The organism is Adlercreutzia sp. St.1H8 (assembly GCF_059728655.1).
This window is the reverse complement of sequence record NZ_AP039376.1, coordinates 1,663,482-1,676,867: the sequence shown is the minus strand read 5'-3', so window position 1 is coordinate 1,676,867 and position 13,386 is coordinate 1,663,482. Positions and strand designations below refer to the sequence as shown.

At 67.6% G+C, this 13,386-nt stretch carries 14 protein-coding genes; 6 read left to right on the top strand and 8 right to left on the bottom strand.

Annotation, left to right across the window (positions count from 1 at the left end; genetic code table 11):
- Positions 1-410: 410 nt before the first annotated feature.
- On the bottom strand, positions 411-839 hold the full coding sequence (locus tag AC6I0Y_RS06510; RefSeq protein WP_497730244.1) for an MOSC domain-containing protein: 429 nt from the start codon (positions 837-839) through the stop codon (positions 411-413).
- Positions 840-1,132: 293 nt separating this feature from the next.
- Between AC6I0Y_RS06510 and AC6I0Y_RS06505 the strand changes: the two genes are divergently transcribed.
- Complete coding sequence (locus AC6I0Y_RS06505; RefSeq protein WP_497730242.1) at positions 1,133-2,845, top strand: MDR family MFS transporter; 1,713 nt, start codon at positions 1,133-1,135, stop codon at positions 2,843-2,845.
- Positions 2,846-3,338: 493 nt separating this feature from the next.
- On the opposite strand, the gene AC6I0Y_RS06500 is transcribed toward AC6I0Y_RS06505, so the two are convergent.
- Positions 3,339-4,481, bottom strand: coding sequence for a GNAT family N-acetyltransferase (locus tag AC6I0Y_RS06500; RefSeq protein ID WP_497730240.1), 1,143 nt, complete (start codon positions 4,479-4,481; stop codon positions 3,339-3,341).
- 409 nt (positions 4,482-4,890) lie between these two features.
- Here AC6I0Y_RS06500 and AC6I0Y_RS06495 point away from each other — a divergent pair, with 409 nt between their 5' ends.
- Positions 4,891-5,529 carry a putative ABC transporter permease gene (locus AC6I0Y_RS06495; protein WP_497730238.1) on the top strand — a complete coding sequence of 213 codons (639 nt, stop codon included), beginning with the start codon at positions 4,891-4,893 and terminating at the stop codon, positions 5,527-5,529.
- Here the strand turns inward: AC6I0Y_RS06495 and AC6I0Y_RS06490 are convergent.
- The 3 genes from AC6I0Y_RS06490 to AC6I0Y_RS06480 all read right to left on the bottom strand — a co-directional run bounded on the left by AC6I0Y_RS06490 (position 5,526) and on the right by AC6I0Y_RS06480 (position 7,327).
- Positions 5,526-6,530: a virulence RhuM family protein/type II toxin-antitoxin system death-on-curing family toxin gene (locus AC6I0Y_RS06490; RefSeq protein WP_201751032.1), complete on the bottom strand. Its 1,005-nt coding sequence runs from the start codon at positions 6,528-6,530 to the stop codon at positions 5,526-5,528. The two genes, AC6I0Y_RS06495 and AC6I0Y_RS06490, sit on opposite strands and share 4 nt — an antisense overlap.
- A 112-nt stretch (positions 6,531-6,642) precedes the next feature.
- Positions 6,643-6,936: a hypothetical protein gene (locus tag AC6I0Y_RS06485; protein ID WP_497730237.1), complete on the bottom strand. Its 294-nt coding sequence runs from the start codon at positions 6,934-6,936 to the stop codon at positions 6,643-6,645.
- 16 nt (positions 6,937-6,952) lie between these two features.
- The gene (locus AC6I0Y_RS06480; RefSeq protein WP_497730235.1) at positions 6,953-7,327 is read right to left on the bottom strand and encodes a VOC family protein; all 375 of its coding nucleotides are present in this window, start codon (positions 7,325-7,327) and stop codon (positions 6,953-6,955) included.
- 160 nt (positions 7,328-7,487) lie between these two features.
- Here AC6I0Y_RS06480 and AC6I0Y_RS06475 point away from each other — a divergent pair, with 160 nt between their 5' ends.
- The 3 genes from AC6I0Y_RS06475 (at position 7,488) to AC6I0Y_RS06465 (ending at position 10,577) form a co-directional block, all read left to right on the top strand.
- The gene (locus AC6I0Y_RS06475) at positions 7,488-8,210 is read left to right on the top strand and encodes a hypothetical protein (protein WP_160710096.1); all 723 of its coding nucleotides are present in this window, start codon (positions 7,488-7,490) and stop codon (positions 8,208-8,210) included.
- A 2-nt stretch (positions 8,211-8,212) separates the two neighbouring features.
- Positions 8,213-8,509: a hypothetical protein gene (locus tag AC6I0Y_RS06470; RefSeq protein WP_160710095.1), complete on the top strand. Its 297-nt coding sequence runs from the start codon at positions 8,213-8,215 to the stop codon at positions 8,507-8,509.
- A 115-nt stretch (positions 8,510-8,624) separates the two neighbouring features.
- Positions 8,625-10,577: a fructose-1,6-bisphosphatase gene (locus AC6I0Y_RS06465; RefSeq protein ID WP_160710094.1), complete on the top strand. Its 1,953-nt coding sequence runs from the start codon at positions 8,625-8,627 to the stop codon at positions 10,575-10,577.
- Here the strand turns inward: AC6I0Y_RS06465 and AC6I0Y_RS06460 are convergent.
- Complete coding sequence (locus AC6I0Y_RS06460; RefSeq protein ID WP_160710093.1) at positions 10,574-11,305, bottom strand: TetR/AcrR family transcriptional regulator; 732 nt, start codon at positions 11,303-11,305, stop codon at positions 10,574-10,576. The genes AC6I0Y_RS06465 and AC6I0Y_RS06460 overlap by 4 nt on opposite strands.
- A gap of 200 nt (positions 11,306-11,505) precedes the next feature.
- Between AC6I0Y_RS06460 and AC6I0Y_RS06455 the strand changes: the two genes are divergently transcribed.
- Positions 11,506-12,468 (top strand): DUF5692 family protein, encoded by a 963-nt coding sequence (locus tag AC6I0Y_RS06455; RefSeq protein ID WP_160710092.1) that lies wholly within the window; start codon positions 11,506-11,508, stop codon positions 12,466-12,468.
- 264 nt (positions 12,469-12,732) lie between these two features.
- On the opposite strand, the gene AC6I0Y_RS06450 is transcribed toward AC6I0Y_RS06455, so the two are convergent.
- Together AC6I0Y_RS06450 and AC6I0Y_RS06445 are read right to left on the bottom strand one after the other, a co-directional pair.
- Entirely contained in the window at positions 12,733-13,005 is a 273-nt protein-coding gene (locus tag AC6I0Y_RS06450; RefSeq protein WP_160710444.1) for a hypothetical protein, read from the bottom strand.
- Positions 13,002-13,310 carry a hypothetical protein gene (locus AC6I0Y_RS06445; protein WP_160710443.1) on the bottom strand — a complete coding sequence of 103 codons (309 nt, stop codon included), beginning with the start codon at positions 13,308-13,310 and terminating at the stop codon, positions 13,002-13,004. Before AC6I0Y_RS06445 ends, AC6I0Y_RS06450 begins: the two co-directional genes overlap by 4 nt.
- Positions 13,311-13,386: the final 76 nt, after the last annotated feature.

Here is a 13,386-nt window from a genome sequence, read left to right as displayed (position 1 = left end):
ACGCCCGCGCTCGCGTCGCACGAGGGCGTGCCAGGCGGGATGCAGGAGGGGGCGGGTGCGGGCACGCCCCCCCCCTGTCGCCGGGTCGGACGGGAGGAGCAGGGGGCGTTCGCCGGACTGGGCAGGAAAACGCCCGTTTTGTGGCAAGCGATGAGGAGTTTGCAACCTCTGCTTTCACGGGAGCGTGGCGGGTGTTGGCGTTTTCCCAGGTCGCTTCTTTCCGGCGAGGCGGAAGACCTCTCGATTTGGGCGGAAATGCGCCTGTGGACGTTGCAAACCCGTCAATGCTTGTCATAATCCGGGCGTTTTCCCACCCGGAGGGGGCTGTTGGCCGTGGTGGATGCGCGGCGCGGACGACAGCGCGGCAGGTGATGCGCCCGCCGCGCCGCCGCGGCGGCGTGGCGGGCGCGCTAGATGACGTCGAGCGGATCGCCCGGGGCGAGGGTGCCGCCGGTGATGACGCGGCAGAAGACGCCCTCGCGCGGCATGATGCAGTCGCCCATCTGGTGGTAGATGGCGCAGCGTGCGTGGCACTCCTTGCCAATCTGGGTGAGCTCGAGCTCCACCTCGCCGGAGCGCAGGCGCGTGCCGAGGGGGAGATTGCGCAGGTCGATGCCCTCCACGACGAGGTTCTCGCCGAACGCGCCGTTGTCGACGTCGGCGCCGCGCGCCTTAAAGTCGGCGACTTTCTCGTAGGCGAGCAGGCTCACCTGGCGGTGCCACGCGCCCGCATGGGCGTCGTCGCCGATGCCCCAGTCCGGGCGCAGCTCGACGCGCTCTCGCTCGCTCTTCTGGATTCCCTTGGTCTCGCTCGTGCAGACGGCCCTGATGGTGCCCATGGCGCACTCCTTCGCATGAGGCGATACGTCGCGCGCCACCTCGACGTACCCGGTGCAACCGATATGAGTCCCCCGGCCCGCTGCACGACGGGTGACGAGGGTGGATCCAGGCGTGAGGTGATTGTATCACAATGAGAATAATATTCATAAGAGGATAATTACGGGGACGCGGAGGCATTCGCTGATGACGGGGGCGCAACGGGTTGGTATGCGCCGGGGCTCCGCAGCCAGGGCCGGCGGCCCGCGTCGCTAGAATCAAGGGGATGACGTGGTGCGACGGGAAGGCGGATGCTATGGCGAAGGCACGGCAGGCGGACGGCGCGCACGACGCGGTGCGCCTCGGCGGGGCGAGCGCGGCGGCCCCCGAGGTCGCGGCGGCCTCTGCGGGCGCGGAGGCCCCGGGCGCGGCCCCCACTCGCGCGTCGGCCCCAGGCGCAACGGCCCCTGCGAGCTCGGCGGCCCCAGGTGCGGGGGCTCCCGCAGGCGTGGCCGCCTCTGCGGGCGCGGCGCCGGTAGCGGGTGGGCGGCTGGCGCTCGTGTTCTTCGGGCTTATGCTCGCCATGTTCATCAGCTCGCTCTCCGAGACCATCGCGGCGACGGCGCTGCCCACCATCGTGGGCGACCTTGGCGGCGTCGAGATGATGCAGTGGGTCTCCACCGCCTACATTCTCACGTCTACCATCACCATGCCCATCTACGGCAAGCTCGGCGACCTGCACGGTCGCAAGCGCCTGCTCATGGGGGCGCTCGGGTTGTACGCGGCGGGTAAGTGCCTCTGCGGCGTGGCCGCCGACATGACGCTGCTCATCGCCGGACGATGCGTCTCGGGGCTCGGCGGGGGCGGCCTCATCATCTTGTCTCAGGCGGCTATCGCCGATGTGGTGCCGCCGCGCAAGCTGGGCACCTACATGGGCGTGATGGGCTCGGTCTTCGCCGTGTCGAACGTGCTCGGACCGCTTCTGGGCGGCTGGTTCGTGCAGGTGACGGGATGGCGATGGATCTTCTGGTTCACGGTGCCGTTGGCCCTGCTCGCCATCGTGGTGCTGGCGCGGTGCCTGCCGCGCGAGCCGCGCCGCGAGGCAGGCCCGCTTGACGCTGCCGGTATGGCGGCGCTCACCGTGGCCGTGACCTCGCTCGTGCTGGGTTTGGCCTGGGGCGGCGTCCGCTTCCCCTGGGTGAGCTGGCAGATCGCGGGGCTGCTGGCCCTGGCGGCCGCGGGCGCAGGCGCGTTCGTGGCGGCTGAGCGTCGGGCGCGCGAGCCGCTGCTTCCCCTGGCGGTGTTCTCCAACCGCAACTTCGTGCTGTGCTCGGTGACGGGGCTGCTGCTCAACATCGGCTTCATCGGGTCGGTCAACTACCTGCCGACGTACTTCCAGATCGTGGCGAACCTCTCACCCGAGGCGGCCGGCCTCGTGTGCACGGCCATGAGCGCGGGGATCGTCGTGGCCACCACGGTCACCGGCTGGCTGGCCTCGCGGACGGGCCGCTACAAGTGGATGCCCATCGCCATGTGCGCGGTGAGCGCGCTCGGGTTCGGGCTGCTGTCTACCTTGCAGGTGGGGCAGCCGATAGGAGTGGCGGTGGCCTACCTGCTCGTGCTGGGGACGGGCATCGGCCTGGGGCTGCAGATTCTCGTGCTCGTGGTGCAGAACGAGTTTCCCCACGCCATGGTGGGCACGGCCACGGCGGCTGAGAACTTCTTCCGTCAGATCGGCTCGTCGGTGGGAACGTCGCTCGTCGGAGCGCTGTTCACCGCACGCCTGACGGCCGATCTGGCGGGGAAGTTGCCGCAGGCGGACAACCTCTCGCTGGCCTCGCTCACGCCGAGCGCCGTCGACCATCTGCCCGCCGCAGCCCAGGCCGCCGTCGCGCAGGGCTACTCCGAGGCCCTCGTGCCGCTGTTCCTCTGGTTCGTCCCCCTCATGCTGGCGGGCCTTGTGCTGATGCTCTTCCTCAAGCAGCACCCCCTCGCCAAGACGATCGACCACAGCGGCCAGGGGCGCTAGCGCCTGATGGCGAAGCGGCGACCGCGGTCGCGTGAGGGAGCGCCAAGGGCGGGTGCGGATTGCGCGAGGGCACCGGAGAAGCGGAGGCCGCTGGCGTCTCGGCCGCGCGAGGGCGCCGCGGCGGCGGACGGCATGGCGGCGGACGCCGTGGCGGCGAGAGAATGTTTCACGTGAAACATCGGTTCGGGTATTTTTGAAGGGAACGAATGTTTCACGTGAAACACCCTGCGCGCGTTGGGCGGGGAAGACGCCTTGTCACGTTCGGCGCCGGTGGCGCGCGGGGTGGGACAAACGAATGTTTCACGTGAAACATTCTGCGAGGAGCCGCGCGTGGTTCGCGCTCCTGGGCGTCGATGCCCTCCAGGCCTTCAGCCGCCCGGGTGCTGGCGCGAGCTTCGGCGGCTCTGGCGTCGTGCGGTCGCCCGCGCATGGCCCGCGAGCCTCGGCGGCCACGGCGGTGTGCGGGCGTGCCGCCTGTCTGACGGCCCGTTCGCTAGGATTTCTCTGCTGCCTGTGTGGCGTGCCAGTCCTCGCGGTCGAGGCGCGTGAAGCAGACGTCGCGCACGCCGCCCATGAGATCGTTGGGGATCCCCTCGGTCACGTGGTGCGGCACGAAGCCGCACTTCTCCGCGACGCGGCGTGATGGCTGGTTGCCCGTGTCGTAGCTGCACCAGAGCGCGCTGACTCCCAGGCTCTCGAACGCGCGGCGCTCGACGGCTCGCACCGCCTCGGGGATGAGGCCGCGCCCCTGCCAGGGCACGCCGATCCAGTAGCCCACCTCGGCCTCGTCGGCGGACAGGGGCTCGGTGCCGGCGTCGCCGAACAGCAGGCCGACGCACCCGATGGCATGACCGTCCTCGCGCAGGGTGACGGCGAAGGTCTCGGGCGCGGAGAATACGGTGCGGATGACCTCGAGGCTTTCCTCGACGCGCGCATGGGGCGGCCATCCGGCGATGGGTCCCACACGGGAGTCGCGCGCTACGCGGAAGAGGTCTGCCGCATCTTCATCGCGCCAGGGGCGCAGGATGAGCCGCTCGGTCTCGAGGGCGCACGGCCATGGGGCGCCTTCTTTCGCGCCCGCGCCCGTGTTCGCCGCGGCGTCGGCCCCCTTTCCGCCTGCGCTCTCCTTCGCCTGGGTCGCGGGCTGCGCGCCGGCGGCCTGGGGGCTGCCGCCGTCGGCGCCCGTCGTATCGTCGGCCAGCTCCAGGTGAAGCAGGGGATAGGGGTCGCCCTGAGCGTCGAGCTCGGAGCGGCCGATGACGCGGAAGCCCCGGTGCTCGTAGAAGCCGCGGGCGGCGGGGTTCTGCTCGTTTACGTCCACGAGGCGCGTGCCCCACGTGAGCACGGCGTGCGCGAGCAGCGCCGTGCCGACGCCGCGTCCACGCGCCTCGGGGGCGACGAAGAGCATCTCGAGCCTGCGGCCATCCGCCCCTGCGAAGCCAAGCGCGCCACCGCCTGCGTCGCGGGCCACAGCCAGGAGCGGAACCTCGCGCAGGGCGTTGGGCACATACTCGGCGATGCGTTCCACGTCGGCGGGGCCGAGGAAGTCGTGGATGGCCTCTACCGAGGCGCGCCAGAGCGCGGTCAGCTCGCGTATGAGGCTGTCGTCTCGCTTCTCGGCCAGCGTAATCTCCACAGGCCCCCCTTCCGCTGTCTGCCAATCTGCCCAGCATAGGACACGACACCCTGTCTGGCAATGCTCCCCGGTCTTCAGGCGCGCCGGTTGCGCCGGATGACACCCGCTAGCCTCCCGCCTCCTGTCCCGCCCCTGTCTCCTGCTCCGCCTCGCCCGCCGGCCCCCTGTCTCCTGTCCCGCCTCCGTCGTCCTCCGCCACCCCGTCCCGCCGGACAGCCTCCTGCTTCCTGCCGCCCGCTTTCCCCGTCCCGCCGCCCGCCCTCCGCGGCGTTCCGGTAACGATGCGGCAGCGGGTCGTCAATGGCGTCGCGCGGCAGCCTCGCCCCGCTTGCTGCGCGCGGTATGGTGGGGTTGCCCGCCAGGGGCGGCTGCGGGGCCGCGTCGCGCGGGCTGACGAGGAGACGAGCCCATGGCCAGACGATGCCACCAGAGAATCACCAAGTCAGACGAGGTGGGCTACTTCGCGCCGCATACCTGGCCGTTCTGGCGCGCGCTCATCGTGTGCTTCTGCGCCGGCACCATCGTCGGCCACTGGCTGGAGATTCCCTACTGCCTGTTCATGGACCGCTGCTTCGGCATCGTCTCCGAGGGCTATCCCGTCTGGACCGATCCGTGGTACCACCCTTACTGGATCTATGGCGTGGGTGCGGTGGTGATGACGCTCGTCATCGAGCCGCTCAAGGAGCGCTTCGTCATGCGCCGGCGCACGCTGGTCGGCGCCCTGCTCGAGTCGTTCGCCTTCGCCGTAGCGCTGAGCCTTGTGCTTGAGCTGGGCATCGGCCTGCTCGTCAACCAGCCGGATGCGTCGGGAACCTATCCCTACTGGGACAACTCGCAGCTGCCCTTCAACGTGCTCGGCCAGGCTTGGCTCGTCAACGACGTGCTCATCGGGCTCGTGGCCATCATCTACGTCTGGGTGGTGTTCCCGCTCGTCTGCGAAGGGTTCGCGCGTCTGCGCTCGCCCGTCGCCAACGCCCTGTTCGCCCTCGTCATCGCCGCTTTCGCCGCCTGTTGCACCGCTTCCTACCTCCAGCTTTGGCTGAGCTAGCAAGCAAAAGCCGAGCCTCCTGGGTCTGCCCCGGCGCCCACAGGCGAGAGGAAGTTCATGGCAAGGGATACCATGGCCTCCTTCTCCTCTGGTCGCGACTCTGCGATCATGATGGTCATGGCGACGAGGGCCTCGTCACTGAGCTGCTTCCTGCCTTGCGCGTAGAGCAGATGATTCTTGTCGAGGAAGTAGAGGAACACGCTCGCCGCTATTCTCTTGTTCCCGTCATGGAACGAGTGGTTCTTAACGATGAAGTAGAGCAGGTTTGCCGCCTTCTCCTGAACTGACGGGTAGAGTTCTCGGCCGTCGAAGGACTGGTAGATGGCTGCTATGCTGCTTTTGAAGGAGTCGTCCTTCTCGATGCCGAAGACGGTGCTGGCTTCGGAAAACCCCATGCTATCAATGATGTTTCGACACTCGTCGTACCCGAGGACGTAGGTGCCGTGCGTTCCAGTTGGTCGGGAGATGCGTTGGTGGTCGTAGTCATCGAGCAGCGAAAGCGCCGGCGCATAGCTTCGGACGATTCTGAGAATCTGCTCAGACTCAAGTTCGCGGGGGATGCGCTCGATGACAGATATGACCTGGGAGAGCTGGGCGAGGCGTCGCTCGTTCTCGACGCGACCCTCGATGATGTAGCGACGCAGCACATCGGTGGCCCAACGGCGGAACTCGACGCCGCGCTGCGACTTCACGCGATACCCGACAGATATGATGACATCAAGGCTGTAGTGCTCTACCTGGCGCTCGACGGTTCTTTCTCCCTCGATTCCAACTGTCGCAAATTTTGCGACAGTTGGAATCGAGGTGTCGCACAACTCTTCCCTCAAGGCGTTCGCGATGTGCTTGCCTATGGTTTTGACGTCGCGATCGAACAATGCGGCCATCTGCGCACGATTAAGCCAGATTTCGTTTTTCGCCAGGTCAATGGTAACGTCAAGCGATATCTCACCATCCGATGACTCGAAAAGCACTATTTGCGAGGATGCGTTCTCATGCGTCATTTCACAGCTCCCGTTCTTCATGCTTGGTGAACTGGATTGTAACACATAAAAGAACAAATGTTCTCTAGTTTGGGATTCATTTGCAGCGAATCCGAGACCGCCAGCTGACGCGCTAGGGGCGGGCGGGCTTGGAGGTGAGGTGCCAGCCGTTGCAGTGGGGGCAGCGGTAGGCGTGGAGGCCGCGGGTGCCGTAGGCGGCGCAGGAGGCGATGGCCTCCTCGGCGTCGGCGAGGCTGGCATAGCGGTTCTTCGACTCGCAGGCGCGCAGGCGCAGGGCCGCCTCGCGGGCGGCGGACGCCTCCACACGGCGGCGCTCCTCGCGGGCGAACAGGTCTCCCAAGTCGCCCGCGCCGGCCTCGAACGCCGCCCGCTGCCGCGCCTTCGCCGTTCCCTTTCTGCTGGTCATGCTCGCCTGCCTTGCGCTAGCGCTCTTCGCGGGGCAGGATCTCGATCCACTGTCCCTCGGGGTCGGCGATGAAGTAGAGCCCCATGGCGGGGTTCTCGCGGATGATGCAGCCCATCTTCTCGTGGAGCGCGTGCGCGGCGTCAAAGTCGTCGACGGCGAACGCGATGTGCTGGTCGGGGCCGCCGTTGGCGTAGGGCTCGACGCGCCCGCGATTCCAGGTCAGCTCCAGCTGGAAGGGGCAGCCCGGCGCCTCCATGAACGTGTTCGTCCACGAGCCGTCGTCAGGCCCCATCTCGCGCACGACGCGAAAGCCGAGCGCCTCCTCGTAGAACCGGATGGTCTTCTCCTTGTCGAGCACGTGGGTGCAGCGGTGCAGAAACGCGGCGTTCATGGGATCCCCTTTCCGGGAAGGTGTTGTCGGGCTCATTCTATAGCATAGGGGGAGGCGGGGCGGGGAAGCATTCGCTGCCTGTTTCGCGCTTCCGGAAGGCGGCCGGTGCCGGTAATCCTCTAGAATGAAAGCGAACTTGCCGCTGGGGAAAGGTGATGGGATGCTCGAAGATGCACGAAGGCACGTGGGCCGTGCCACGGATGTCCTTGCCAAGAAGGCGAGGATGGCGATGGGAACCGCAGGGGAGGCGGTTGCTGAGGGGAGGGATCGCGCGGCGGAGGCAGCTGCGGCGCTAGCGGAGGCGGCTGCTGAAGGCGCCCAGAACGCGACGGAAGCCGTCCGGGAGAAGTCTCGTCGATTGATGCTAGAGCATTATCGCCCCGTTTTCCCCGCAGACTACCTTGCGCCCGACTACGACCTCCCCAAGATGATCATCGTCGTCGATGAGGACACGCGAAAGGGCGTGGAGGTCTGTGAGGGGGCCATCGGCTGGTTCAGTGACGATGACGATCTTGAGGTCTTGCACCTCTACGAGTCCGCGATCGAGATGAGCGGGCTGACTTTCTTCCCAAGGCCGGTGTGCGACTCGGCATACTTCGTCGATCCGTTCGACGATGGGCGCTACCTCAATTTGGCGAAGTTCTTTGAGATTCTCCATCAAGACCAAGTGACGGAGCTGAGGAGCATCGCCCACGCGCTCGGTGCCAGGGAATGCCGTTTGGAGAGTTATAGCAAAACGGTAGAACGTAAGGCACGCGGCCTGACGGCGCGCGCTGAGGCGACGAAGAAGAAGGGGAAAAGGAGAAGAAAGGAGCTAGGGAGGGCTTATCGGCGGAGAGCTGCGGAGAGCTGGCGAGGGAGTTGGAGCAAAGCCAGGAGCTGACCTTGGAGTTTCACCAGACCTTTGAGGATGTGCCGGCTGCCTGTGTTCCTCCGCTGCGCTGGTTTGCGGAGGACAAGGAGATAGAGTTCCTCATCAAGACGCGTTGCGAAGAAGGCCTCGGAAGAACCGCGCACTACAGTCTGAACGTCGACAGCTCGGTCTCGTCGTTCATGTCGGGAAAGCTCGCCTCAAAGATAGACGCCACTTTGTCCCGGTGTCAACTGTTGGCCGCAGTCTCGATGGAAGAGCAGGTTGAGGTGGAAATGCGCAGGAGGCTGCAGTTCGTCGTCGATTTCTAACCCGCTCCGCCTCCCGATGGGGGGCGGTCGCCTGCCGGGGTGCTTTGCGGGCGGGCGGCGAGCCGGCGCTACAATGAGGGCGACGACCGTTCCCGCCGTGTCCGAGGAGGCTCCCATGGACGAGCGTGACCTGCGCTACCTGCGACTGCTGTCCCAGTCGTTTCCCACCATCGCCGACGCATCGGCCGAGATCATCAACTTGAGCGCCGTGCTCAGCCTGCCGAAGGGCACCGAGATCTTCGCCTCGGACATCCACGGCGAGCACGAGGCGTTCTCCCACCTGCTGCGCAACGGCTCGGGCTCGGTGCGCCTCAAGATCGACGACGCCTTCGGCGACGTGCTCACCGCGCAGGAGAAGCGCGACCTGGCCACGCTCGTCTATTACCCGCGCGAGAAGATGCGGCTCGACCTGCCTGCCGCGCCGGACGAGGACGCCTGGGTGTCCACGGCGGCCGAGCGACTCGTGGCGCTCTGCAAGCAGGCGTCGGGCAAGTACACGCGCTCGAAGGTGCGCAAGGCGCTGCCCGCCGAGTTCGCCTACGTCCTCGAGGAGCTGATGACCGAGAACAACCACGCCGTCGACCGCGCGGCCTACCACCGCGCCATCATCGACGCCGTCATCCGCACCGGCCGCGGCCAGGCCTTCGTCGAGGCGCTCTGCCTGCTCGTCCAGCGCCTTGCCGTCGATCACCTCCACATCGTCGGCGACGTGTACGACCGCGGGCCGGCGCCCGACGCCATCATGGACACGCTCGCCGGCTACCACTGCCTCGACATCCAGTGGGGAAACCACGACATCGTGTGGATGGGCGCCTCGCTCGGCCAGCGCGGCTGCATCGCGCACGTGGTGCGCAACTGCGCGCGCTACGGCAACCTCTCCATCCTCGAGGACGCCTACGGCATCAACATTCTGCCGCTCGCCTCCTTCGCCATGGACGCCTACCGCGACGACCCCTGCGTGGCCTTCGGGCTCAAGGGCGATCCGGGCCTCACCGAGCAGCAGCGCGAGCTCAACGTGAAGATCCAGAAGGCGATGGCCATCATCCAGTTCAAGGTGGAGGGCCAGCTCATCGACGAGAACCCCGGCTTCGGCCTGGACGACCGCAAGCTGCTGCACCGCATCGACCACGAGCGCGGCACCGTCGAGGTGGACGGCGTGACCTACGCGCTCACCGACCGCGTGTTCCCCACGGTGGACCCGGCCGACCCCTATCGCCTCACGCCGGAGGAGGAGGCCGTCATGCAGCGGCTGGAACAGGCCTTCGTCGGCAGCGAGAAGCTCCAGCGCCATATGCGCCTGTTCCTGGAGGCCGGCAGCCTCTATAAGGTGTGCAACTCCAACCTGCTCTTCCACGCCTGCGTGCCGCTCAACGCTGACGGCTCGCTCAAGGAGGCGGACGTGTTCGGCGTGCGCTACCGGGGCCGCGAGCTCTACGACGTGCTCGAGCGATCGGTGCGCGCGGCGTTCTTCAGCACCGATGCCGAGGAGCGCCGCCGCTGCCGCGACCTTCTGTGGTGGCTGTGGCTCAGCCCCTGCTCGCCCCTGTTCGCCAAGAGCAAGATGGCCACCTTCGAGCTCTACCTCATCGCCGAGAAGGAGGCGCGCAAGGAGGTCAAGAACCCCTTCTACGCGCTGCTTGACGATCCTGAGGCCATGGCGGTCATCTTCGAGGACTTCGGGATGGACCCGGACGCCTCGCGCATCATCTGCGGGCACGTACCGGTGAAGGCCAAGGACGGCGAGGATCCGGTGAAGTGCGGCGGGCGCGTGCTCACCATCGACGGCGGGTTCTCGCGGGCCTACCAGCCCACCACCGGCATCGCCGGCTACACGCTCATCTCCAACTCCTACGGCTTCGTGCTGGCGGCCCACGAGCCGCTCGAGTCGGCGGAGGCGGCCGTGGAGCGGGGGCTCGACATTCACTCGTCGCGGCGCGTGGTGGAGCGGGTGGAGCGGCGCACGCTGGTGGCCGACACCGACACGGGCGCCGGGCTCAAGCAGCGCGTGGCCGACCTCGAGCAGCTGCTCGCGGCCTACCGCCAGGGCCTCATCCCTGAGCGCGCTTAGCCTGCGCGCCGCGGTGCCGTGCCGCCGTCTGCGGCCGGCGCCGCGGCCGGCACGGCGGGGGAGGGCGCGTCGAGCGGCGTCATGTCCAGCCGGAGCGTCTGCTCGACCACCTTCATGAGATCCTCGTCGCTGATGCGCGGATTCACCTTCACGAGTCCCACCAGGCCGAACACCACCAGGCAGAACATCTCGTAGACGAGCTCGATCTCCAGGTGGTGCCAGGCTGCGTACTCCTTGGCGACGTGGTCGTTCAGGCAGGCCGCCGTCTCCTTGGTGGCGCGCACGTCGAAGGCGTCGCGGATGCCGAGCTCCTCGAGCACGGCGATCATGGGGCGCGGGCGCCCCTCGGCGTCGTAGAGCGCGTAGCGGAACGTGCGCACGCAGGCGCGCAGCGAGCCGGCCGTGTCACCGAAGGTGCGCGACTCGTTCCAGACGATGACGCTCTCCACGAGGTCTTCTACGTAGTCGTCGATGAGCGCCTCGATGAGCCCGTTCTTGTTCCCGAAGTGGTAGTACACCAGCTCGCGCGTGACGTTGGCCTCGCGTGCGACGGCCGTCACCGTGGTGGCGCGCACGCCGTCGCGCTCGAAGAGCTTGCGCGCGGCTGCCAGGATGACGCCGGGCGTGCCGGTGAGCCTGCGGCTCTCGGCGAGCGTGCGGCGGGAGGGGCGCTCGGCGGCCGCCGCCTCGCGCGGGTCGCGGCCGGAGTAGAGGGAGAGCGGGGGCATGGGGCTCCCTTCTCGGAGATGACGGGCTGATCGCGCCATTATACGCCGCCGGATGGCTGTTCATCGGCCTGCTCAGGCAGCTTTCTCGCTTGCTTTGGGCGAGCATGCCTTCACAATTGGCCCGCATCTGTGAAAGACTGCGCGCAAGACGCGCCGTAGTCTGTCCTCATCAGGCAAAACGATGACAAGGAGGCGGGAAGATGGGCATTCTCTACGAGGCAGCCGACCCTATCTACTGGGCAATCTGGCTGTTCGTCCTGTTTGCGCTCATGGCGTTCAACGAGCTGGGGCGCGTGAAGCTGTGGTGCGGAATCGTTCTGTTCGCGGCGGTGCCACTCGCGCTCACCGTGTTCGTGTGGCCCACCACGGCGGCGCCGGGCAACGAGTACGGCACGGGCACGTGGTTCAACTGGGTGAAGACCTACTCGGCCCTGGCCGGGTGCCTCGGGTTCATCGCCCTGCGCTTCGTCAAGTGGACGGGCGCGGACGGCACAGTGCACCACCTCTACGAGAAGAAGTGGGCGCTGTGCTTCCCGCCGCTCATTCTGGCCATCAACATCGCCGAGGCCGTGGCGCGCGACTTCCAGGTGTTCAGCTTCGCGCTGTGGGAGGGCGGCGTGGTCGAGAACCTCTGGACCATATCGGGGCCGTGGAACATCATGAACGGCATCGCCGGCATCCTCAACATCCTCACCATCTGCGGGTGGTTCGGCATCATCATCTCCAAGGATCCGGCGCGCGACATGATCTGGCCCGACATGATCTGGGCCTGGGTCATCGCCTATGACCTGTGGAACTTCGCCTACACCTACAACTGCATCTCGGACCACTCCGCCTACTGCGGGCTGGCCCTGCTTCTGGCCTGCACCATCCCCACGTTCCTCATCAAGCGGGGCGCCTGGCTGCAGCACCGGGCGCAGACCCTCGCGCTGTGGATCATGTTCGTGATGACGGTGCCCCAGTTCGCCGACGTGCTGGCGCCCATCCCGACCACCCACAACCCCACGGCGTTCTTCGTGGTGAGCGCCCTGGCGCTGGCGGCCAACGCGGCGCTGGCCATCTACCAGCTCGCGCGCATCCGCAAGCTGCACCTGAACCCGCTTAAGGACGAGATCTATGCGGGCACGAAGCCCTACGAGCGCGTGCTGAAGGAGAACGAGTAGCGCGGCGGCGTCAGGTCGTCACCGTGGCTGGCGAAGGGGGCGCGTCCGATGACGGCGCGCCCCCTTCGCGTGGAGGCTGGGGACGGCCGCGGGCCCTGGGCGGCCTTGGGAGCGCGGCGCGGCGCGGCGAGGCGCGTCGTCGGCGGTCGGAGGCGTCGCGGCGAGGGCGAGGCGCGTCGTCGGCGGCGGTCGGGCGCGTCGTTGGCGGTCGGGGCGTCGTCGGCCCGGAGCGTCCCGGCGCAGCGTGGCCCAGCCGGCGGGCCCTCAGCGGCGCTCGTCGACGTAGAGCTTGTTGCTGCGGGGGAACTCGCGCTTGAAGGCATCTTTGACCAGGCGCTTTCCCGCGCCGCCGGCCGGCAGCGGAATGCGGGCGCGCTCGAAGCCGTCCTCGACGAGCTCCCAGGCGCCGGCAGCGTCGCGCTCCAGGGCGACCGATCGATCCTTCTTGAACGTGAGCAGCGCGATTGAGCTCAGGCTCGCATCGCCGAGGGCGCCCATGAACCGAGCCTGGGCCTGCTTGACGGGCATGAGCCTCATGGACGCCTCCTGAGGAACCGGTTGAGCTCGGCGGTGAAGGCGCGCTTCTGGAGGGTGGGGGAGAGGTAGATCACCGCGGCTGTCCCGTCGCGGACGCTGAAGGCCGCGCGCACCGAGCCGGCGGAGGCCTCGTTGACGCGGCACTCCCAGATGGGCTGGCCCTCCCAGCGTTCGGTGGTGGCGAACTTCGACTTGAACAGCCCGTGGGCGATCTGGGATTCGACGGCGGCGGCCACGCGTGCCTTGAGCCCGGGGTGCTTGCGGAGCAGGGCCTCGCAGCCTCGCTTGCCGAACGTGACGCTCACCGCGGCCCTCCTTCCGTCTCGTGTCGCCTGTCATCCTAGCGAAGGCAGGCGGCTACGCGATCGGGAACGGGGCGGT